We start from the raw sequence: 20,540 nt of genomic DNA, 5'->3' as shown, positions 1-20,540 counted from the left end.
CCCTCATTCACACACAGGAGAAACACTCATGCGCAAGTTCTACTCGCGTGCCCTGCTGGGCGCGCTCGTCGGGGGCGGCCTGGCCGTCCTCGGATGCGGCATCGCCAACGCCGCGGAGACCTCGGGAGCGGACGGTCTGCTCTCGGGCGACCAGGCCGCCGTGTCGGTCGACCTGCCTGTCACCATCGGCGGAAACGCCGTCTCGGTGATCGGCGACAGCCACAGCGAGGATGCCGACACCTCGGTGCCCGCTCCGGATGCCGCCCCGGTGACCAGCACCGACGGCAGCGACGGGGTGGCCTCGGGCAACCAGGGGATCATCTCGGTCGAGGTGCCCGTCACCGTCGGCGGAAACGCCGTCTCGGTGGTCGGTGACAGTCACAGCGAGGACGCCGACACCTCGGTGCCTGCCGAGCCCGCTTCCGCGCCGGAGACGGCCCCCGAGCAGCCCCCGCTGCACGTCGCACCGGTCCCCACCGACGAGGTGCCGGGAAAGACCGACGCCGTGACCACGGACGGCACCGACAGCGTCGCGGGTGGCAACCAGGCCGTCGCACCGGTCGAGGTGCCGGTCACCGTGGGCGGCAACGCGGTCTCGGTGATCGGCGACAGCCACAGCGAGGACGCCGACACCACCGGCGGCACCACCGGCAACACCGGCTCTACCGGCGACGTCGAAACCGACGGCACGGACAGCATCGGCGGCGGCAACCAGGCCATCATCCCGATCGCGGTGCCCGTCACCATCGGCGGCAACGCCGTTTCGGGCATCGGCGACAGCCACAGCGAGGACGCCGACACCACCGGCGGCACCACCGGCAACACCGGCTCCACCGGCTCCACCGGCGACTTCGAAACCGACGGCACGGACAGCATCGGCGGCGGCAACCAGGCCATCATCCCGATCGCCGTACCCGTCACCATCGGCGGCAACGCCGTTTCGGGCATCGGTGACAGCCACAGCGAGGACGCCACCACCACCGGCGGCAACACCGGCTCCACCGGCGACGTCGAAACCGACGGCACGGACAGCCTCCTCGGCGGCAACCAGGCCATCATCCCGATCGCCGTACCCGTCACCATCGGCGGCAACGCCGTTTCGGGCATCGGTGACAGCACCTCCACGGGCGCGACCACCACAGGTGGGGCCGGCGACGGCGGTCTGATCGGTGGGATCGTCACCGACGGCACCGGCAGCATCGGCGGCGGCAACCAGGCCGTCATCCCGATCCAGCTGCCCGTCACGATCGGTGGCAACGCGGTATCGGTCATCGGCGACAGCACCACCGAGGGCTCGCACACCGGCGGCACGCCTGGCACCCCGGGAACACCCGGCACCCCCGGAACACCCGGCACCCCCGGCACCCCCGGCACCCCCGGCACACCCGGCACCCCCGGCACCCCCGGAACACCCGGCACCCCCGGCACCCCCGGCACCCCCGGCACCCCCGGCACACCCGGCACCCCGGGAACCCCCGGAACCCCGGAAACCCCCGGCGGTCACACCACCACTGGCGGCACCCCCGTCGTCGGCTCGGTCGCTTCGACGAGCTCGGTGACGCCGCTCACGACGAACGCTGCGAGGACGCTCGCGGTCACCGGGACCGACGGCTCCACGGCCCTCGGACTCGGAATCGCCGGCCTGCTCGCGCTGCTGATGGGAGGCGTGCTGCTGCGCCGCCGCCGCTCGCTCTCGTGAGTCGCGGAGGGCACTGACCCTCGGCGCGAGACACCGGATGCCGACGCGCTGTCGCGGCATCCGGTGTCGTGGCGCGCTCGGAACCCGGTGTTCGGCAGCGCGCCGACGTTGTCAGTCGGCCAGGCGCCAGTCGTCGAAGCTGAACCCCGGCGACACGAGGCAGCTCACCACGACCTCGGCGTCACCCGAGGGCCGGGCCGCCTGCCACACCCCCGCCGGAACGGTGTGCTGCAGCACGTGACCGGCGGCGAGGTCGGGACCCAGCGTGATCGTCTGCGCCTCGCCCGGCTCGGTGCCCGACCCGCCGAGCGACAGCTCGAGCGCACCGGGGCCGTGCCACAGCCACACCTCGTCGCTCGTGACGACGTGCCACGCACTGCGCTCATCGGGCTGCAACAGGTAATGAATGCAGGTCGCCGCGGGTCGCTCCCCCGCGGGGGTGTCGACGGCGTACGACCCCGTCCACATGCGACGGAACCACCCGCCCTCCGGGTGCGGCTCGAGATCGAGCAGCCGCGCCGTCTGCGGGCGGTCGTCCCCCACGCCAGCGGTCTCACCACGGTCGGTCATGCGCGCACTCCTGTCTCACGGGTGAAGGCGGGCGAGGCGAAACGCGCCTCGCCGTCGATGAACGTCGCGGCCGCGGTCGCAGACCCGGCCACAACGAGGTGTTCGATCGTGGCATCCACGTCCGACACCGGGATGTCGAAGAACGCCAGGTCCGCCACCGCCCCCACCGCCAGATACCCCGTGCGCGCGGGACCCGTGTCGAGGCCCATCGCGTGCGCCCCGCCCAGGGTCGCCGCGCGCAATAGCAGCTCCGACAGGTCGCGACCGGTGTAGCCCTGCGCCCGCGCGAGCCGGTGCAGCGCCGCGACGTCGGCGAGAAGATCCAGCGACGGCGACGACGACAGCGAGTCGGTGCCCACGGCCAGCGCATTGCCCTCGATGAGATACGCGGCGACCGGCGGCTCGTCGAGGCCGATGACGGCGTTGGACCGCGGGCACAGGGCCACGGTGGTCCCGCGGGCGCGGAGCGTCGCGCGGTCGCGCGCGGTCATGTAGACACCGTGCGCGATGTGGCAATCGGGTCCGAGCACACCGAGCTCGTCGACGAACTCCGTCGCCCCGGTGCCGAATCCCTGCTCGCGCAGCGCCTGGAAGCTCGCGGGACGCCGCTCGCGCCACGGTGCCGCCTCCCCGTGTTCCCGCTCGAACGCGGCCTCGCCGAGGTGGATATGGAGGCGACTCCCCCGCTCGCGCACGATGTCGGGGATCTCCAGCAGCGGCTCGACGTCGAGCGAGTACGGCGCGTGCGGCGAGAGACCGGTTCCGGGCGGCGAGGGCAGCGCGTCGAGGCGCGCCTCGACCTCCGCGCGGCCTCGTTCTGCCCACGCGTCGTTGGTCCAGCTCATCACCTCCCAGTAGGTGATGCCGTGCAGACGAGCGTCGTGCAGTGCAGAGGCGGCCTCGACGTCGGTGACGACATCGGCGACGGCGGTGGTGCCGGCGGCGATCATCGCGTTCGCTCCGGCCCTGGCATCCGCTCCCCAGTCGTGCGGGGTCTCGTAGACGACCTGGAACGCCCGCGTCCAGTCGTCGAAGCCGTCGTACGTGCCGCGGCCCACCTCGGCCATGCCCGTGTACTGCAGGTGCGCGTGCGCGTTGACGAGGCCGGGGGTGAGGACTCCCGACCAGTGCACCTCGTCGAAGGCGACGCCGCGGGTCCGCAGCTCGTGCACGACCCACTCGCGCTCCCCCACGTGCCGGATCCGCCCCGCCGCCACGGCGATCGCCCCACCGCGGATGGGCGGAGCGGTGATCGGCAGAACGAGGGATGCCGAGTACACGACGACTCGACCGGCACGCTCTTGCACAGCGTTCAGCCTAGGGTCGGGGTGTGACGGGCATGTGTCGCGCTGCTCGCCCGGACCCTTCGACAGGCTCAGGGACCTCCCCCACCACACGGTTTGGGGCGCATTCGTCCGTTTGGGGCGCGGAATACCCCGCCCCGAACGGCAAACCGCGCCCCAAACCTCGCACCCCAACCCCCGCACGCCGGGGACACGAAAAGGCCCCGCCCTGCCGAAGCAGGAGCGGGGCCGAATCGTGCGTCGCGAATTACTTCGCGGCGACCACCTGGAGGGTGATCACGGCGGTGACGTCGTCACGCAGGCGAACGGTCGCCTCGTGCTCGCCAACCGACTTGATCGAAGAGGTGATCTGGATCTTGCGCTTGTCGAGCTCACCGAGACCGGCGGCCTTGACGGCGTCGGCGACATCGGCGGGCTTGACCGAACCGAAGAGGCGACCCTCGTTGCCGGCCTTGACGGCGAGCTTGACGGTGTTCGACTCGAGCGTGTTCTTCAGGGCCACGGCGTCTTCGTGCGCGTGGATCGCGCGGGCCTCGCGAGCGGCGCGGATCGACGCGACCTGCTTCTCGCCACCGCGGCTCCAAGCCACGGCGAAGCCCTGCGGGATGAGGTAGTTGCGGGCGTACCCGTTCTTGACCTCGACAACGTCACCGGCGCTACCGAGCCCGGTGACCTCATTCGTGAGAATCAGCTTTGCCATCGGGTGCTCCTTAGCGGCCGGCGCCGGCGTAGGGCAGGAGAGCCATCTCGCGCGCGTTCTTGATAGCGCGGGCGATCAGGCGCTGCTCCTGCACGGAGACACCGGTGATACGACGGGCGCGGATCTTCCCGCGCTCCGAGATGAACTTGCGGAGGGTTGCGACGTCCTTGTAGTCGATGACGCCGACGCGGATCGCCTTCGCGGGGGCTGCGTTCTTCGCGCCCTTCCGCGGCTTGCGGCGGTCGCCAGTGGCCTTTCCAGCCATGCTTCCTTCTTTCGTGTGGTTCGGATGCCGAGCCGGTCACGCGGACCGGGGTGTGGCATCCGGAATTTCAGGGGGTCGTCGTGCTCGCGAGAGCGCGGCGAAGATCAGAACGGGGTGTCGTCTCCGTAGGAACCAGGAGTGCTCCACGCGTCGGCGCCGCTGTTGCCGCTGTTCGAGCCGGGGGTCGACCACGGCTCGTCGTTGGACTGCTGCACCTGCGGGCGCTGACCGCCGCCACCGCCGCCGCCGGAAGCGGCACGGGTGACCTGCGCGGTCGCGTAGCGGAGCGAGGGGCCGATCTCATCGACTTCGAGTTCGATGGAGGTGCGGTTGTTGCCCTCGCGGTCCTGGTACGAACGCTGCTTGAGGCGACCGGTCGCGATGACACGGCTGCCCTTCGTCAGCGAACCGGCGACGTGCTCGGCGAATTCGCGCCACACCGAGGCACGCAGGAACAGCGCCTCGCCGTCTTTCCACTCGTTCGCCTGACGGTCGAACGTGCGGGGAGTCGACGCGATGGTGAAGTTCGCGACCGGAAGACCGTTCTGCGTGTAGCGCAGCTCGGGGTCGGCCGTGAGGTTGCCCACAACGGTGATGACGGTTTCGCCGGCCATCGTCGTTACTTCGCAGCCTTCTCGGCGGACTCGACCTTGCGGGGAGCGGCAGCCTTGCGGGCAGCCTTCTCTTCGGAGCGCTTGGCTTCGGCGGCGACCTGGGCGATCGCTTCTTCGGCACGGAGGACCTTGGTGCGCATGATCTGCTCGTTCAGCTTCAGCTGACGGTCGAGCTCGTTCGTGGCCTCGCTGGTCGCAACGAAGTTGACGACGGCGTAGATGCCCTCGTTCTTCTTGCGGATCTCGTAGGCGAGACGACGGCGGCCCCAGATGTCGACCTTGTCGATGGTTCCTCCATCGGCCGTGATGACCTTGAGGAATCCGTCGAGCTTCGGAGCGACCTGGCGCTCGTCGACCTCGGGATCGAAGATGACCATGAGTTCGTACTGGTGCGTCACTAACCCACCTCCTTCGGACTAGAACGGCTGACGGGCATTTCCCGGCAGCAGGAGGGTGTGTTGCACGTCGTCGTGGGCTTATACGCGCATGGGCGTCGCCAGACAACCTTCATAGTCTAACGGATGCCACCTCGCTCGGCGGAATCGTCCTGGGTAACGTGGATGTGAGTCACGACCGTGGGGGGACGGATGCCGGGAACTCGACCGTTCGACGCACGCGCGCTGGTGGACCCCGTCGACACCGCCGCAGCGAAAGCGTTCACGACCCGGCTGCGCCGAGAGGGTCGCATCAACGAGGGCGGCAAGGTCGCCGCGATCGTCGTCTACATCGTGATGCTCGTCTTCATCGGCGGATTCGCCCTCGTCGGGCTGTTCTTCCTCATCGTCTTCGCGTCGGTGCTGAAAGAGGGTGCGATCTTCATCGGCATCCTGTTCGGTCTTCCGGTGCTGCTGTGCATCGGGGTGATCGTCGGGGCGTTCTTCTTCGGGCTGCGCGGCGACCGCATCGCGCAGGAGCGCCGCTGGCGGCTCGCGCGCTTCGCGCAGGCCGTGAGCATGGAGTACGTGCCGTCGATCAGCGAGCCCCCGCTGCCGGGCTCGATCTTCCAGCGTGGGAGCGGGCGGACCGCCATCGACGTGCTGCGCGGACGGGAACCGAGGTTCGTCGAGGTCGGCAACTACCGATACACGGTGAGCAACGGGAAGAACCAGACGACCGTGCGGTGGGGGTACATCGCGATCAAGCTCAACGTGCCGCTCCCCCACATCGTCCTGGATGCCTCGGGCAACAACATCTCACTCGGCACGTTCGGCCGCGCCCAGCACCTCAGCCTCGAGGGCGACTTCGACCGGTACTTCCGGCTGTACTGCCCGCAGGGGTACGAGCGCGACGCGCTCTACCTCTTCACCCCCGACGTGATGGCGCGCTTCATCGACAATGCCGCCGTGTTCGACGTCGAGATCGTCGACGACTGGCTGTTCCTGTACTCCTCGGACGACATGTCGACCCTCGACCCCGGGCGCTGGGCCTGGACGTTCTCGCTGCTCTCGGCCCTGCTCGACAAGCTCGCGCAGTGGGAGCGCTGGCGCGACGACCGACTGCTGCCGGCCACCGATCCGGGCGTGCCGTGGGGTCCGGGGGCGGCGGCGAGCCCTGCGCCGGGGGTCGCTGCGGCAGGGCTGGCGGCGGCGGGCGCGGGCGCGCCGGGCGCGGGGGCACCGGTCAGCGGAGCGCCGGGCACGGCGGGACCGGGCTTCGTGGCCCCCGGAGGAGGGATGCCGGAAGGCGTGGCATCCGCTCCCGCCCCTGTCGCGCCGCTGCCGCTGTCGGCACCGCCCGGGGTCGCTCCCCCGGGTCGACGCCTGCGCCGGGGCGTCCCCTGGCTGGCGCTCGGGATCATCGGCGGCGTGCTGGCGCTGGGTTTCGTCCTGATCGGGGGGACGCTTCTGCTCCCGGTGCTGTTCCTGCGCTGACGGGCGGTACGGCGCCGGGTGAGCGCGGCTGGGTAACCTGGGCCGCGCACGACGAGACCCTCTGAGGAAGGTGTGCCCGTGGCATCCGGAACTCCCCCGTTCGACCCGACGGCCCTGACCGCGGCCGTCGACCGCGCCGAGGTGCGCGCCTTCACGGCCGAGCTGCGGCGGAGCGGAGCGTTGCGCACGAGGTGGCTTTCGGGTGCCGTCCTGGCGATCATCGGCGGGGCCATCGTGCTCTTCACGGTCCCGGCGCTGCTCGCCCTGGTCTCGACCATCGCGTCCGGCACGAACACGATCAGCCCGGTGTCGATCTTCTTCGTGCTGTTCCTCGCCGCGGTCATCGCGGTAATCGTGGTGGTGATCGTGCGCGCGTTCCGCGGACGGGCCGAGCGGCGATACCGACTCGACCGCTTCGCCCGCGCCAACGGGCTCGAGTGGCGGGGAGACGTCGACGACCCGCCCCTGCCCGGCATGATCTTCGACCAGGGCCACTCGCGCGAGGCGAGCGACGTCGTGAGCGGATACCGTCCGCGGTTCATCGAGGTGGCAAACTACGCGTACAAGACCGGCTCCGGCAAGAGCGAGACGACGCACAAGTGGGCGTACGTCGCCCTCCGACTCGACACCCCTCTCCCCCATATCGTTCTGGATGCCGTCGGCAACAACGGTCTGTTCGGGGCGTCGAACCTGCCCATCACGTTCACTCGCGAGCAGCGCCTCGGACTCGAGGGCGACTTCGACACCTACTTCGCGCTGTACTGCCCCGAAGGATATGAGCGCGACGCGCTCTACCTCTTCACTCCCGACGTCATGGCGCGCTTCATCGACAACGCCGCCGCCCTCGATGTCGAGATCGTCGACGACTGGCTGTTCCTCTACGCGCGGCGCGACCTGTCGACCCTCGACCCGCGGACGTGGGAATGGCTCTTCACGACGGTGGCGGCGATCGAGGAGAAGGTCGCGCAGTGGGCACGGTGGCGCGACGAGCGGCTGCAGGCATCCGCGGCGGCGGCGGGCCCCACCGCGGTCGGGACCGCCGCGCCCCTGCTCACTCCCCCGCCCGCGGGCGTCGCCCCGCAAGGTCGCCGCCTCAAGCGCAGCGTCTCGTGGCTGACGGTCGCCATCGGCGTGATCGTCGTCGGGTACTGGATCGTGAGCATCGTCTCGGACGTGTTCCTCCGCTGACCGGCGTCGCCCCCACGCACCCACCGCGCTGCGCCTCCCGTTGAGTGTCCAAGACACGCCGTAAGGCGCCCGGGAGTTACGGCGTGTTTTGGACACTCAACAAGGGGCCGCGGGCGGCGCAGGGGGCGGCGAGCGCGGTCAGTGCGCGGACCAGCCGCCGTCCATCGTGTAGCTCGCGCCCGTGACCATTCCGGCGTCGGGACCCGCGAGCCAGAGAGCGAGGGATGCCACCTCGTCGGGCTCCACGAGTCGCTTGATCGCGGCATCCTGAAGGAGCACTTTCTCCAGCACCTCGCTCTCCGGGATACCGTGCGCTTTGGCCTGATCAGCGATTTGTTTCTCGACGAGAGGTGATCGGACGTACCCGGGATCGATGCACACGCTCGTGACACCGCGCGGCCCACCCTCGAGCGCCGTGGTCTTGGACAGACCCTCCAGGCCGTGCTTCGCCGTGACGTACGCCGACTTGTATGCCGATGCGCGTATACCGTGCACGCTCGACATGTTTAGCACCCGCCCGAAGCCGCGCTCGTACATGGCCGGCAGCGCCGCACGGATGAGGAGGAACGGGGCCTCGAGCATCAGCCGCAGCATGAACGCGAACCGTTCGGGGTCGAACTGCTCGATCGGGCTCACGTGCTGGATGCCGGCGTTGTTGACGAGGATGTCGACGTCGAGGCTGAGCTCGCGGAGCGCGGCCGTGTCGGAGAGGTCGACCGCCCAGGCACGACCGCCGATCTCCCCCGCCACACGTTCGGCGGCCTCGCGGTTGACGTCGGCCACGGTGACCTGGGCTCCGGCATCCGCGAATCTCCTCGCGACGGCCTCGCCGATGCCGCTCGCTCCCCCGGTGACCAGCGCCCTGCGCCCGGTGAGGTCGATGCTCATGCCGTCTCCTTCGTCGCTGCGCGGCCCGACCGCGCCGCGTCCGCCGCGTCGATGGCGTGCAGCGAGATGCCGCGGGTCTCCTTCAACGACAGCACGGTGAGGGCGGTGATGACGCACGCCACGACGATGTACATCGCGATCGGCAGCCATGAGCCGAAGTCGCGCAGCCACTGCGTCGCGAGGATCGGCGCGAGGGAGCCGGCGAGGATCGCGGTGACCTGGGCGCCGAGCGAGACGCCGGAATAGCGCATGCGCGTCGGGAAGAGCTCCGCCATGACCGCGGGCTGCGGTGCGTACATCCCGGCGTGGAACACGAGACCGATCGTCACGGCGGCGACGATGAGCACGGGGTTGAGCGTGTCGAACATCGGGAAGGCGAAGAACGCCCAGGTCGCGCTGAGGATCGCGCCGGCGAGGTAAACAGGGCGCCGTCCGACGCGGTCGGCGAGGCGACCGAGGGGCGGGATCACGGCGAAGTGGATGACGTGCGCGATGAGCAGCGCGAGCAGGAGCTGGCTCGTGTCGTAGGAGTGCACGACCTTCAGGTACACGATCGAGAAGCTCACGACGATGTAGTAGACGATGTTCTCCGCGAAGCGGACACCCATCGCCTGCGCGACACCCTTCGGGTAGCGGCGGAGCACCTCGACGACCCCGAACGACATCGCCTTCTCTTTCTCGACCTGCGCCTTCGCCTCGAGGAAGATCGGTGCCTCTTCGACGTGCGTGCGGATGTAGAAGCCGACCAGCACGATCACTGCCGAGAGCCAGAACGCGATACGCCAGCCCCAGTCGAGGAAGGCCGCGGGGCTCAGCACGAACGACGTGACGAGCAGCACCATGGTCGCAAGCAGGTTGCCGATGGGAACCGCCGCCTGCGGCCAGCTCGACCAGAAGGCGCGCTGCCTGTCGGGGCTCTGCTCCGCGACGAGGAGCACGGCGCCGCCCCACTCTCCGCCGACGGCGAAGCCCTGGATGAAGCGGAGGGCCACGAGCATCGCGGGCGCCCAGTATCCGACGCTCGCGAAGCCGGGAAGGCATCCCATCAGGAAGGTCGCGGCACCGACGATGATGATCGTCGCCTGCAGCGTCGGCTTGCGACCGAAACGGTCGCCGATCTGGCCGAACACGATGCCGCCGAGCGGGCGGGCGACGAAGCCGACCGCGTAGGTGACGAAGGCCGCGATGATCCCGTCGAGCGGAGAGCCCGACGACGGGAAGAAGAACGTGCCGAAGACGAGGCTCGCGGCAGTGGCGTAGAGGAAGAACTCGTACCACTCGACGACCGTGCCGGCCATCGAGGCGGCGACGACCCGGCGGATCGGAGTGGTGGGGGCTGCACTGCGGCGGCTGGTGGCGGGGGATTCCATGCTGCTCCTTCGGTGTCGACGGTGACATCCGCGGTTCAGTCTGCGGCGCGGGATCGTGAGCGGCAATGCCCAGTCACGCGTCCCAGCTGTGCAGAATTGCACACATGGATGCCGATTCCGTGCGCGCCGACGACCTCTTGATGCTGCTCGCGGTCGCCCGCACCGGCCGCTACACGGCCGCGGCACAGCTTCGCGGCGTCGACCACACGACCGTCGCCCGGCGGATCTCCGCCCTCGAGGACGCCCTCGGCGGCCGGGTCGTGTCGGCGTCCGGCCGCGGGTGGGAGCTGACGGCCCTCGGTCAGCACGCCGTCGAGACCGCGGGCCGCATCGAGGCGGCGATGTCGCACCTGGCCGGCGGAGGAGTCGAACCCGACCCCGTGTCCGGCGTCGTGCGCATGTCGGCGACCGATGGCTTCAGCGCCTACATCGCGGCTCCCGCGGTTGCGGCGCTGCGTCAGCGGCATCCGGATCTCTCCGTCGAGATCGTCACGGCCCAACGACGGGCTGCCCTCCACCCGGGTCTCGATCTCGAGGTCGTCGTGGGGGAGCCGCAGTCGTCACGCGGGCACGCGGTCGAGCTGGGGCGGTACACGCTCGGGCTCTACGGGTCGTCTACCTACCTCGCGCGGGCCGGACGACCCGCTCGCGTGGAGGACCTCGAGCAGCACCGGCTCGTGTACTTCGTCGACTCGATGCTGCAGGTCGAAGCCCTCGATCTGCCGCGCCGGGTCGTGCCGCACATGCGCGACGGCGTGAGCTCAACGAACGTGCTCGTGCAGGTCGAGGCGACCCGTGCGGGTGCCGGGATCGGCATGCTGCCGTGCTTCACCGCCGACCGGCACGACGACCTCGAACGCCTGCTCGCCGACGAGGTGAGCGAGCGCCTGCCGTACTGGATGATCGTGCGCGCGGACTCCATGCGGATCCCCGCCGTGGTCGCCCTGGCCGACGCGCTGCGCGACGAGACGGCGCGGGCGGCGGCGATGCTCGCGGGGGTTCCGCGCTGACCCGGGCGCGCACCCGCGCCCCTGTCCCCGCCCGCCCGCGCCCGTTGAGTGTCCAAAACACGCCGTTATGCGCGCGCCGGTTACGGCGTGTCTTGGACACGCAACAGCGGGGAGGCGCCGGAGGAGTGCCGGGAGCGAAGGGGGATCACGCGGGCGTGGTCTGGGCGGTGAGGTTCCGCAGTTCCACGGCCGCTTCGGCCCCGGTGCGGAGACCGAGGCGCGGCGCGACCTCGGTCGCGAGGAGCTCGATCGAGCGCAGCGTGATCTCGTGCGCGGGATCGACGGAGTGCACCTGAAACGCAACGTCGGTCGCCCGCCCGAGGGTGAGGTCGGCTCCGAGAGAGGCCACGACCTCGTCGACCGTGCCGAGATGCGTGTCGGTGATCCGCGCGACGTCGCGCAGGTCGCCCGCGCCGTCCCGCTTGAGGAAGGTCCGCGCGAGACGCCGGAGACCCGGGTCGGCCGCCTCCCACGCGGCGTCGAGATCGGCGGCATCCACCACGACGGCCGTGCGCGACGCCAGGATGCGCGGCGCGACACCCGACGGCAGCGCCTCGAGGTAGGCCTCGACGATCGGGAGCTGCACGTCGTGCAGCGTCTGACCGGGATCCTTCGGCTGGGTGCGCGAGAGCAGCAGCCCGTCACCGTCGAGCCCCGCGCGCCGGCCGCCCTCGACGGAGAACGTCGCCTGCCACAGTCGGACGGCGAGGTCGGGAGCCGGGGGATTGAGCACCGAGGACGTGCCCCGGATGCCGCGCCCGCCGAACGCGTCGCGCAGCACCTCGACGTGCTCGGCCTGGATCGCGCGGCGGTCGTCGGACGAACGTCGGAACGCGGCGAACGACGACGGCGTTCCCCCGGTGCCGATGCCGAGTTGCACGCGTCCACCGCTCAGCGCATTCACGACCGCGGCGTCCTCGGCCACGCGGATCGGGTCGTCGATGGGAAGTGTCACGATCCCGGTGCCCAGCGCGATGCGCTCGGTCTGCACCGCGGCCGCTGCGAGGAACGGGAAGGGCGAGGGCAGACCGCCCTCGTCGCGGTCGAAGTGGTGCTGCGCCACCCAGAGCGAGGCGAAGCCGTGCTGCTCGGCAGCGCGGACCTGCGCGAGCGCTCGGTGGTACCGCTCGCCGTCGGTTCCGGCATCCAGAAGTCGGGTGAAGATTCCGAGTCGTGCGCCGCTCATCGCGTCGCCTCCGTTTCCGCCGTTATGTATGTATGCCGTTCCGGGAATGTCCGCGCGCGGGTGGCGCGCGTCGCCCCGTCGTGCGCAGTGCGGCACCGATACGGTATCCGCGATCTGACGTACCACGGCCGCTCGCGCCAGATGAACATGTACGTGTCACATGCGGGCACTCGCCCACGCCGCAGCGCGGAGGAGTTCGTCCTCCGGGCGCTCGTTCACGATCGAGAAGCCGATCACCTGCAGCGGATGCGTCGCCGCGACGACCCGTGCCCGCCGCACGGCCTCGGGAGGACACACGCGCTCGATGACGTCCCACCCGTGCCAGACGGCGAGGGCCGCGACATCGACCGCCGGATCCCCCGCACTGGCGAGGTCCCAGTCGATGACGCCCATCACCGCGCCCGCACCCCAGAGCACGTTCGAGCCGGCGAGATCGCCGTGGACGAGAGCGGGAGGCACCGGATCGAGCTCCGCAAGCGCGTCGGCCGCTCGGAGCGCGGCATCCCGGACCCCGGGAGCGAGCAACGGGATCGCCTGTTCGACGATCACCGGATGCCAGTGCGCGCCGCCCATGAATGCGTGCGGCGTCGCGAGGTGCCGTTCGCACGTGTCGATGGGCACCTCGGCCAAGGCGTCGAGCAGGACCCGCAGCTCGTCGCCGTCCCCGTGTCCGCTCGGATGGGGGATGCCGTCCAGCCGACGCTGCGCGACGGCGACGATCTCCTCGTCCCACATCGGGTCGGCGAGCCCGACCGGGACCGCGAACGGCAGGTGGGGGAGTGTGTCGACGAGGGCTTGCGCGCGGAGCGACTCCGCGGCGGCCGTGACGGTACGACCGACCCGGACGGCGACGGCACCGGCGAGGACGACGAGATTGGCTGATCCGTGCTCGACCCACTGCCACTCCGCGGGAGCCACGGGCTGCCCGGCAGCCCGGAGAGCGGCGGCGACGAGAGCCTCGGTGCGGGAGCGGTCGGGGGTGACGTACCGCGTCTCGACCATGCGCCGAGCCTACGGGCCGGGTCACGGCATCCGTCCGCCCCTCAGCGCGCGGCGACCTCGATCGGGTCGCCGGTGCGCGCGAGATCCGCCTCGAGCTCGCGCACGATCGGGATGACCGTCTCACCGAAACGCTCGAGCTCCTCCTGGAAGTGGAGGAAGCCGAGCAGGAACAGGTCGACGCCGCGCTTCTTGTACTCGATGATCCGTTCGGCGATCTGCTGCGCGTCACCGAACAGCTGCGTGCGGAAGCCGTCGTTGTACTGCACGAGGTCGTCGAGGGAGGAGTCGGCCCACATGCCCTTGCCGTCCTTCGTCGATGCTCCGGCCTCTTGCACGCTCTTGCGGAAGCCCTCGACCGCGCCGTCGTCCGCGTGAGCGATGATCTCGCGAAGCTGCTGCTCCGCCTCCGCCCGGCTGTCTCGCTGGATGACGAAACCGTTGAGACCGAAGCGCGTGCGACGCCCGTGTTCGGCCGCGATCCGCGTGACGTCGTCGTACTGCTCGGTGAAGCCGTCGAAGTCCTTGCCGTTGGAGAAGTACCAGTCCGAGAAGGCGCCGCCGTTGAAGCGCGCCGCCGTCGAATTGCCGCCCTGGAAGATGTCGGGGTGCGCACGCCCCGGCACCTCGTACGGGAACGGACGCAGCGTGAAGTCGGTGATGTCGTAGTACTTGCCGTGGAACGAGAACTTCTCCTGCGTCCAGAGTCCGCGCAGCACCTGGATGAACTCGGCGGCGCGCTCATAGCGCTCGTCGTGCTCGAGCCACTCGAGACCCAGGTCGGTGTATTCGTCCTTGAACCAGCCGCTCACGACGTTCACGGCGGCACGCCCGTGCGAGAACTGATCAGCGGTGTTGATGAACTTCGCCAGGACGGCCGGATGCCAGATCCCGGGGTGGATGGCCGAGATGACCTTGAGTTTCTCGGTGTTCAGCAGCAGCGCCAGGCTGATCGAGGTGGACTCGTGCTGCTGTGCGGCACCGTAGCTCGAGGCGTATCGAACCTGGCTCAGCGCGTACTCGAAGCCGACGCGCTCCGCCGTCTGCGCGAGCTTCACGTTGTAGTCGTAGCCCCAGTCGGTGCGCTGCTCGATCGAGCTGATCACCAGGCCGCCGCTGACGTTGGGAACCCAGTAGGCGAACTTGAGGGGCTCGTGCGTGGGGGCGATGTCGGTCATGGGGTTCTCCTCGAGGATCGGAACCCGGCTACCGTCGCACCGACCTCGACGGCGGTCAACGGTGTGTGACGGCCCGTGTCTTCGCATGACGACACACGACATCGAGCCGGGTCAGGATGGATGCCATGACCTCCCCCCAGCGCGTGCGCTTCGGCTACTGGACCCCCATCTTCGGCGGATGGCTGCGCAACGTCGACGACGAGCAGACCCCCGTCTCGTTCGCCCACATCGCCGAGATCGCTCGCGCCGCGGAAGAGGACGGCTTCGACCTGACGCTCATCCCCGAGCTCAACCTCAACGACATCAAGGGCGTCGAAGCTCCCTCGCTCGATGCCTGGGCCGTCACCGCCGGGCTTGCCGCGGTGACGTCGAGGCTCGAGCTGATGACCGCCGTACGCCCCGGCTTCCACAATCCATTCCACACCGCCAAGCAGGCCGCCACGATCGACGAGATCAGCGGCGGACGGTTCACCCTCAACGTCGTCTCCGCCTGGTGGGCCGAAGAGGCCAAGCAGTACGCGGGACTGTTCAGCGCCCACGACGACAGGTACGCCCGGACGATCGAGTGGGTCGAGGTGCTGCGCGGACTCTGGAACGAGACCCCCTTCGCCTACGAGGGCGAGTACTACCGCACCGAGGGCACGTACACCGAGCCGAAGCCCCGGGTGCAGCCGCGCCTGTACGCCGGTGGTGAGAGCGAGGCCGGTCGCACCGCGATCACCCGCTTCGCCGACGCGTACCTCACCCACGGCGGGACGCTCGAAGAGCTGTCGGCGAAGGTCGCGGACATGCGCCGGCGCCGGTCCGAGGCCGGTGCGACCCCCTTCGAGGCGTTCGGGATGGCCGCGTACGCGATCGTGCGCGACACCGAGGAAGAAGCGCAGGCGGAGATCGAGCGGATCACCGACGTCCGCGGGGGAGCGGCGTACGGCTCGTACCAGGACTTCGTGAGCAAGTCGAAGCTCGACACCCAGGTCGACCTCAAGGAGTACTCGGTGTCGAACCGCGGCCTGCGTCCGAACCTTGTCGGAACGCCCGACCAGGTCGCCGAACGCATCGTGGAGTTCGCGAACGTCGGGGTCTCGACGCTGCTTCTGCAGTTCTCGCCGCACCTGCCCGAGATGCAGCGCTTCGCGGCCGAGGTGATTCCGCGCGTGCGCCGCCTGGAGGCGCAGCGCGACGCCTGACGCCCCCATGCACGCCCGGACCCTTCGACAAGCTCAGGGTCCTCCCGAACGTCCGCGCGAGGTGGCCGAGCCCCACGAAGTGGCCGAGCCCCACGAAGTGGCCGAGCCCCACGAAGTGGCCGAGCCTGTCGAAGCCGCCGCACCCACGCACGCCCGGACCCTTCGACAAGCTCAGGGTCCTCCCGAACGTCCACGCGGGGTGGCCGAGCCCCGCGAGGTGGCTGAGCCCCACGAGGTGGCTGAGCCTGTCGAAGCCACCGCCCCCGGACGCTTCGATAACCTCAGGGTCCCGGCTATCCCGCCGCGGGCAGCGCCTGATCGAGGTCGGCGATCAGGTCTTCGGCATCCTCGAGTCCGATCGACAGGCGGATGAGCCCGTCGCCGATACCGAGGCGGTCGCGCGTCTCTTGCGTGAAGCCGAGGTGCGTCGTGGTCGCCGGATGCAGCGCCATCGAGCGGGTGTCGCCGATGTTCGTCATGCGGCTGAACAACCTGAGCGCGTCGAAGAACCGTTCGGCCGCCGGTCGTCCCCCGCGCACGGTGAAGGAGAACACCGAGCCCGACAGCCCGCCGTAATCGCGCACGGCGAGAGCGTGCTGCGGGTGCGACGGGAGTCCCGCGTAGTCGACGCTCTCGACGGCGGGCTGGTGCTCGAGCCACTCGGCGATCGTGCGGGCGGAGGCGAGATGCTGCCGCATGCGCACTGAGAGCGTCTCCATGCCCTGCTGCAAGAGGAAGCCGTTGAGCGGAGACAGCGCGGGCCCCGTGTCGTTCGCGATCCCGAACCGCAGCGAGAACTCGAAGGCGCGCGGGCCGAAAGCCTCGACATACGACGTGTGCTCGGCGATCGGCGTCGCGGTGATGGCGGGATACGAGCGATCGGATGCCACCCAGTCGAACGTTCCGCCGTCGACCACCGCCCCGGCGAGGTTGGCCCCGTGTCCCGAGAGGAACTTCGTGGCCGAGTGCACCACGATGTCGGCGCCGTGCTCGATCGGGCGGATGAGGAACGGTGTCGCGATGGTGTTGTCGACGATCAGAGGGATGCCGTGGCGCTTCGCGATGCGGGCGACGGCGGCGATGTCGACGACGTCGTTCTTGGGGTTGGGCAGCGTCTCGGTGAAGATCGCCTTCGTCTCAGGGCGGATGAGGCTGTCCCACTCCGCCTCGTCGTCGGGGTTCCAGACGTACTCGACGGTGACGCCCATGCGCGCGAACGTGCGATCGAAGAGCACGCGCGTGCCGCTGTAGATGCTCGCGGTCGAGACGATGTGTTCGCCGGTGCCCGCCAGCGCCAGCAGGGCGGTCGTGATCGCCGCCTGCCCCGAGCCGACGACGATCGCTCCGCTGCCACCCTCGAGAGAGGCCAGGCGCCGCTCGGCCACCTGGTTCGTGGGGTTGAGGTTGCGGGAATAGAGGTGTCCGAGATCGGCACCGGCGAACCGATCCGTCGCCTCCTGGAAGGATGCGAAGCGATACGCCGCCGACAAGTGAACCGGGGTGATGCGGGAGCCGTGCGTGAGGTCTTCGACCTCGCCGGCGTGCACCTGGCGCGTCTGGAAGCCGAAGCCGTCCCATTCGACGTGGGGCGGTGATGCCTCAGCCACGAGCTCCGACCACTTCTTGCGGCAGAAGCGAACCGAGCCACCGCGCGATCTCACGCGGTCCCGACCGCGGCGCGGTCGCCTCGACGTCGGGGTTGTAGTTGGTGTTCGTGTTGACGTCGTAGGTGACCGTGCGTCCGTCGCGCGTCTCGATGAACTCGATTCCGGCGATGCCGATGCCCTCGGCGGCGAGGAACGCGAGGTATCGGTCGACGAGCTCGGGATCCACGTCGTCGCGGCGACGGAACATCGGCGCGGGCTCGACGCCGTCGGCTCCGGGGATCGCGCAGGCCTCGGCCGGGCACAGCTCGAAGCTGCCCGCGCTGGTGTCGACCCGCACCGCGTAGACGAGCGAGCCGGCGACGAACTCTGCGCGGGTGATGAACGGCGCTTGGGCGACGAGCAGCTCTTGCAGCAGCGTGATTCCGTCGGGTGACGGCTCGAACTCGGGGCTCTCGACCCACGCCGCGAACTCTTCGACGGAGTCCCACCGCCGCACGCCGAGGCCCTTGCCGCCCTGGTTGTGCTTGCTGATGAAGGGGGCCCCGAACTCCGCAGCCCGCTCGACGATCCCGTCGGTGCCGAGGACGGCGACGGTGCGGGCGACCTCGATGCCCGCGTGCTGAAGGGCCACGTGCTGCGCGACCTTGCTCACCTCGAGTTCGAGGACGTCGGCACCGTTGATGACGGTACGACCCCATGCCGAGAGCCACCGCAGCACCGCCCGACCGTAGTCCTTGCTGTTCGCGCGATCGCGGGTGTGCGCCGAGGCGCTCAGTCGCGACCAGAACACGCCCTCCGGCGGCTCGGACGAGAGGTCGATGGCCCCCTCCGTCAGCAGCCACTCCTCGAGCGGCACCCCCTGGGCGTCGAAGGCCGCGCGGAACGGCGGCAACCACGAGGGGTTGTCATGGATCACGTACACCTTGCCCGACATGCCGCCAGGCTAGACCGGGGCCCCGACATCGCGGCCGTCGCGCGTCACCGTGCGTCATCGCCGTCCCCCGGATGCACGGGGCGCCCGTCGAATCCGAACAACCCCGAACACCGCGCGACCACGCCGGCTCCGTGGCATCCCTTTGGATGAAAAGACCCACCCGAGGTCGAGCCGTGACCACGCAGGAAAGAGAACCGATGGATGCCAAGCCCCCGCGAACGCCGATCGACGCCGAACTCGAATGGCAGGCCCTGCGCCTTCGGAAGATCGTGCACAAACAGTACGAGCTGTGGGCGATCACCCGCATCGTGCACGGTCTGGACGACCCCGAGATCGAGTGGGTCACCCAGCAGGCCGTCCCCGCGCGCGAGGAGGGGAAGCGCGCGCTGCTCGACCTGTACTTCCCGCAGTTCCGGCTGGCCGTGGAGATCGACGAGCTGCAGCACGTCGACCAGGTCGAGCAGGACCGCCTTCGGGAGCGGCATGTCATCGACACCGCGAACGTCGAGTTCTGGCGGTGGAAGATGCAGGACATCCACACCCTCGACGACGCGCGGGACCGCATCGATAAATTGATCGGTACGTTGCGCAAGCGCAAGCGCAAGCAGATCAAGAAGGGCACCTTCGTGCCGTTCCGGTTCGGCCGTACCTACGACCCCGCCGAGTGGATCGAGTGCGGGGGAGTCGGCATCCAGGACGACGCCCGCTTTCGTCGCCACGTCGATGTCGCTCGCCTGTTCGGCAAGGATCTCGCCGCGCACCGCTCGGGCATGCTGCGGCTGACGGAGAGCGTGCAGGTCTGGTTCCCGAAGCTCTACCCGAACAAGGAGTGGGACAACGCTCTGCTCGACGACGGCCAGCGCATCGTGCAGCGTCTCGCGGTCGACGCGACCGCGGGAAGCGACCCCGAGCCGCTTCCCGCCGGCAGCGGGTCGGGTGAGACCCGCCTCGTCTTCGCGCATTACCGCGACGAGTTCGGGCGGATCTACTACCGCTTCGTCGGGGCGTTCGAGCACATCGGCCAGGACGGCCACAGCGCCGACTTCCGCCGTAACGGTGAGCGGATCACCGTCGACGGCGCGGGCGGCTTCGAGATCACCCGCGAATGACGGACCTCGCACCCGCCGGCACTCTGACCGGAGGACGGATCCACCCATGACGAACGTCACCCCCACATCGTGACGAGAGTCTGAGGTCGTTCGGCCGCCTGACGGCCAGCATGAAGACATGACCTCCTCCACCCCCACTCCCGCCGCGATCGACGCGCGGGGCGTCGTCAAGAGCTTCGGTTCCGTTCATGCCGTCCGCGGCATAGACCTCTCGATCAAGCCGGGCGAGATCGTGGCGTTCCTCGGGCCGAACGGCGCGGGCAAGACCACGACGATCGACATGATCCTCGGCCTGAGCACCCCCGACTCCGGCTCGATCAGCGTCTTCGGGCACAGCCCGCGCGGCGCGATCGCCCGGGGTCTCGTGTCCGCGGTCCTCCAGACGGGTGGGCTGCTGAAAGACCTCACCGTTCGCGAGACCGTCGAGCTGACGGCGAGCCTGTTCGCCGAGAAGCGTCCCGTCGACGAAGCGCTCGAGCGGGCCGGCATCCGGAATCTGGCGAGCCGACGCGTCGGCCTCTGCTCCGGCGGCGAGCAGCAGCGTCTCCGCTTCGCGATGGCGCTCGTGAGCGACCCGGCCCTGCTCATCCTCGACGAACCGACCACCGGCATGGACGTCGAGGCGCGCCGCTCGTTCTGGAACGCGATCCGCGCGGATGCCGCCCGCGGACGCACGGTGATGTTCGCCACGCACTACCTCGACGAGGCCGACGAGTACGCCGACCGCATCGTGCTCATGCGCGGCGGCGAGATCGTCGCCGACGGCCCCACCTCCGAGATCAAGAACCTCGTGTCGGGGCGCATGGTGCACGCGACGCTTCCGGATGCCGACATCACCGCCCTCGCGGCCCTCCCCGGCGT

General features: G+C 69.7%; 20 protein-coding genes. 7 read left to right on the top strand and 13 right to left on the bottom strand.

Features of this window, described 5'->3' with window-relative positions; all coding sequences use genetic code 11:
• Positions 1-1,699: chaplin family protein (locus tag P2P98_RS00770; protein ID WP_275796258.1), on the top strand; the 1,699-nt coding region annotated here is incomplete at its 5' end.
• Positions 1,700-1,810: 111 nt separating this feature from the next.
• Here P2P98_RS00770 and P2P98_RS00765 read toward each other — a convergent pair.
• From P2P98_RS00765 to rpsF, 6 genes are all read right to left on the bottom strand, one after another.
• Entirely contained in the window at positions 1,811-2,269 is a 459-nt protein-coding gene (locus P2P98_RS00765; RefSeq protein ID WP_275796256.1) for a cupin domain-containing protein, read from the bottom strand.
• Positions 2,266-3,576, bottom strand: coding sequence for an amidohydrolase family protein (locus P2P98_RS00760; RefSeq protein WP_275796254.1), 1,311 nt, complete (start codon positions 3,574-3,576; stop codon positions 2,266-2,268). Before P2P98_RS00760 ends, P2P98_RS00765 begins: the two co-directional genes overlap by 4 nt.
• Positions 3,577-3,820: 244 nt before the next feature.
• Positions 3,821-4,273, bottom strand: a complete 453-nt coding sequence (gene rplI, locus P2P98_RS00755; protein WP_275796252.1) for a 50S ribosomal protein L9 — start codon at positions 4,271-4,273, stop codon at positions 3,821-3,823.
• Positions 4,274-4,283: 10 nt separating this feature from the next.
• Positions 4,284-4,538, bottom strand: a complete 255-nt coding sequence (gene rpsR / locus P2P98_RS00750; protein WP_013584646.1) for a 30S ribosomal protein S18 — start codon at positions 4,536-4,538, stop codon at positions 4,284-4,286.
• Positions 4,539-4,642: 104 nt separating this feature from the next.
• On the bottom strand, positions 4,643-5,152 hold the full coding sequence (locus P2P98_RS00745; RefSeq protein ID WP_058597357.1) for a single-stranded DNA-binding protein: 510 nt from the start codon (positions 5,150-5,152) through the stop codon (positions 4,643-4,645).
• Positions 5,153-5,157: 5 nt separating this feature from the next.
• Positions 5,158-5,550: a 30S ribosomal protein S6 gene (rpsF, locus tag P2P98_RS00740; RefSeq protein ID WP_013584644.1), complete on the bottom strand. Its 393-nt coding sequence runs from the start codon at positions 5,548-5,550 to the stop codon at positions 5,158-5,160.
• 189 nt (positions 5,551-5,739) lie between these two features.
• Here rpsF and P2P98_RS00735 point away from each other — a divergent pair, with 189 nt between their 5' ends.
• Together P2P98_RS00735 and P2P98_RS00730 are read left to right on the top strand one after the other, a co-directional pair.
• Entirely contained in the window at positions 5,740-7,023 is a 1,284-nt protein-coding gene (locus tag P2P98_RS00735; protein ID WP_275796241.1) for a hypothetical protein, read from the top strand.
• Positions 7,024-7,101: 78 nt separating this feature from the next.
• Entirely contained in the window at positions 7,102-8,211 is a 1,110-nt protein-coding gene (locus P2P98_RS00730; RefSeq protein WP_345799684.1) for a hypothetical protein, read from the top strand.
• A gap of 138 nt (positions 8,212-8,349) precedes the next feature.
• Here the strand turns inward: P2P98_RS00730 and P2P98_RS00725 are convergent, their stop codons facing one another.
• Both P2P98_RS00725 and P2P98_RS00720 read right to left on the bottom strand, forming a co-directional pair.
• A complete protein-coding gene (locus P2P98_RS00725; RefSeq protein WP_275796237.1) occupies positions 8,350-9,099 on the bottom strand; it encodes a 3-hydroxybutyrate dehydrogenase in 750 nt (249 codons plus the stop codon).
• Positions 9,096-10,469, bottom strand: a complete 1,374-nt coding sequence (locus tag P2P98_RS00720; RefSeq protein ID WP_275796235.1) for an MFS transporter — start codon at positions 10,467-10,469, stop codon at positions 9,096-9,098. The genes P2P98_RS00725 and P2P98_RS00720 overlap by 4 nt, the downstream gene beginning before the upstream one ends.
• 104 nt (positions 10,470-10,573) lie before the next feature.
• On the opposite strand from P2P98_RS00720, the gene P2P98_RS00715 reads away from it, so the two are divergent.
• Positions 10,574-11,479 carry a LysR family transcriptional regulator gene (locus P2P98_RS00715; protein ID WP_275796233.1) on the top strand — a complete coding sequence of 302 codons (906 nt, stop codon included), beginning with the start codon at positions 10,574-10,576 and terminating at the stop codon, positions 11,477-11,479.
• Positions 11,480-11,624: 145 nt separating this feature from the next.
• Here the strand turns inward: P2P98_RS00715 and P2P98_RS00710 are convergent, their stop codons facing one another.
• The 3 genes from P2P98_RS00710 to sfnG all read right to left on the bottom strand — a co-directional run bounded on the left by P2P98_RS00710 (position 11,625) and on the right by sfnG (position 14,842).
• Complete coding sequence (locus P2P98_RS00710) at positions 11,625-12,665, bottom strand: putative FMN-dependent luciferase-like monooxygenase (RefSeq protein WP_275796231.1); 1,041 nt, start codon at positions 12,663-12,665, stop codon at positions 11,625-11,627.
• 156 nt (positions 12,666-12,821) lie between these two features.
• On the bottom strand, positions 12,822-13,667 hold the full coding sequence (locus tag P2P98_RS00705) for an aminoglycoside phosphotransferase family protein (protein WP_275796229.1): 846 nt from the start codon (positions 13,665-13,667) through the stop codon (positions 12,822-12,824).
• 41 nt (positions 13,668-13,708) lie between these two features.
• The gene (gene sfnG, locus P2P98_RS00700; RefSeq protein ID WP_275796227.1) at positions 13,709-14,842 is read right to left on the bottom strand and encodes a dimethylsulfone monooxygenase SfnG; all 1,134 of its coding nucleotides are present in this window, start codon (positions 14,840-14,842) and stop codon (positions 13,709-13,711) included.
• Between the two features lie 125 nt (positions 14,843-14,967).
• On the opposite strand from sfnG, the gene P2P98_RS00695 reads away from it, so the two are divergent.
• Positions 14,968-16,029, top strand: coding sequence for an LLM class flavin-dependent oxidoreductase (locus P2P98_RS00695; protein WP_275796225.1), 1,062 nt, complete (start codon positions 14,968-14,970; stop codon positions 16,027-16,029).
• A gap of 293 nt (positions 16,030-16,322) precedes the next feature.
• Here P2P98_RS00695 and P2P98_RS00690 read toward each other — a convergent pair whose 3' ends face one another.
• Positions 16,323-17,636 carry an aminotransferase class I/II-fold pyridoxal phosphate-dependent enzyme gene (locus P2P98_RS00690; protein WP_275796223.1) on the bottom strand — a complete coding sequence of 438 codons (1,314 nt, stop codon included), beginning with the start codon at positions 17,634-17,636 and terminating at the stop codon, positions 16,323-16,325.
• Positions 17,629-18,570 carry an alpha-L-glutamate ligase gene (locus P2P98_RS00685; RefSeq protein WP_275796221.1) on the bottom strand — a complete coding sequence of 314 codons (942 nt, stop codon included), beginning with the start codon at positions 18,568-18,570 and terminating at the stop codon, positions 17,629-17,631. Before P2P98_RS00685 ends, P2P98_RS00690 begins: the two co-directional genes overlap by 8 nt.
• Positions 18,571-18,743: 173 nt before the next feature.
• On the opposite strand from P2P98_RS00685, the gene P2P98_RS00680 reads away from it, so the two are divergent.
• The gene (locus P2P98_RS00680; protein ID WP_275796219.1) at positions 18,744-19,679 is read left to right on the top strand and encodes an AbaSI family restriction endonuclease; all 936 of its coding nucleotides are present in this window, start codon (positions 18,744-18,746) and stop codon (positions 19,677-19,679) included.
• A 118-nt stretch (positions 19,680-19,797) separates the two neighbouring features.
• Positions 19,798-20,540 (top strand): ABC transporter ATP-binding protein (locus P2P98_RS00675; RefSeq protein ID WP_275796217.1); only part of this gene is annotated, 743 nt, incomplete at its 3' end.

Origin of the sequence: Microbacterium sp. Kw_RZR3 (genome assembly GCF_029222405.1) — a bacterium.
In the GTDB taxonomy this organism is placed as follows: Bacteria; Actinomycetota; Actinomycetes; order Actinomycetales; family Microbacteriaceae; genus Microbacterium.
The sequence above is the reverse complement of the archived record's forward strand: the minus strand, read 5'-3'. Positions and strand labels throughout refer to the sequence as shown.

What these genes read in the sequence shown, in the direction of transcription:
- P2P98_RS00765 (WP_275796256.1), bottom strand. Translation starts at nt 2,269, where the DNA reads ATGACCGACCGTGGTGAGACCGCTGGCGTGGGGGACGACCGCCCGCAG.
- rpsR (WP_013584646.1), bottom strand. Translation starts at nt 4,538, where the DNA reads ATGGCTGGAAAGGCCACTGGCGACCGCCGCAAGCCGCGGAAGGGCGCG.
- P2P98_RS00720 (WP_275796235.1), bottom strand. Translation starts at nt 10,469, where the DNA reads ATGGAATCCCCCGCCACCAGCCGCCGCAGTGCAGCCCCCACCACTCCG.
- P2P98_RS00705 (WP_275796229.1), bottom strand. Translation starts at nt 13,667, where the DNA reads ATGGTCGAGACGCGGTACGTCACCCCCGACCGCTCCCGCACCGAGGCT.
- P2P98_RS00735 (WP_275796241.1), top strand. Translation starts at nt 5,740, where the DNA reads ATGCCGGGAACTCGACCGTTCGACGCACGCGCGCTGGTGGACCCCGTC.
- P2P98_RS00685 (WP_275796221.1), bottom strand. Translation starts at nt 18,570, where the DNA reads ATGTCGGGCAAGGTGTACGTGATCCATGACAACCCCTCGTGGTTGCCG.
- sfnG (WP_275796227.1), bottom strand. Translation starts at nt 14,842, where the DNA reads ATGACCGACATCGCCCCCACGCACGAGCCCCTCAAGTTCGCCTACTGG.
- rplI (WP_275796252.1), bottom strand. Translation starts at nt 4,273, where the DNA reads ATGGCAAAGCTGATTCTCACGAATGAGGTCACCGGGCTCGGTAGCGCC.
- P2P98_RS00710 (WP_275796231.1), bottom strand. Translation starts at nt 12,665, where the DNA reads ATGAGCGGCGCACGACTCGGAATCTTCACCCGACTTCTGGATGCCGGA.
- P2P98_RS00745 (WP_058597357.1), bottom strand. Translation starts at nt 5,152, where the DNA reads ATGGCCGGCGAAACCGTCATCACCGTTGTGGGCAACCTCACGGCCGAC.
- P2P98_RS00725 (WP_275796237.1), bottom strand. Translation starts at nt 9,099, where the DNA reads ATGAGCATCGACCTCACCGGGCGCAGGGCGCTGGTCACCGGGGGAGCG.
- P2P98_RS00695 (WP_275796225.1), top strand. Translation starts at nt 14,968, where the DNA reads ATGACCTCCCCCCAGCGCGTGCGCTTCGGCTACTGGACCCCCATCTTC.
- P2P98_RS00715 (WP_275796233.1), top strand. Translation starts at nt 10,574, where the DNA reads ATGGATGCCGATTCCGTGCGCGCCGACGACCTCTTGATGCTGCTCGCG.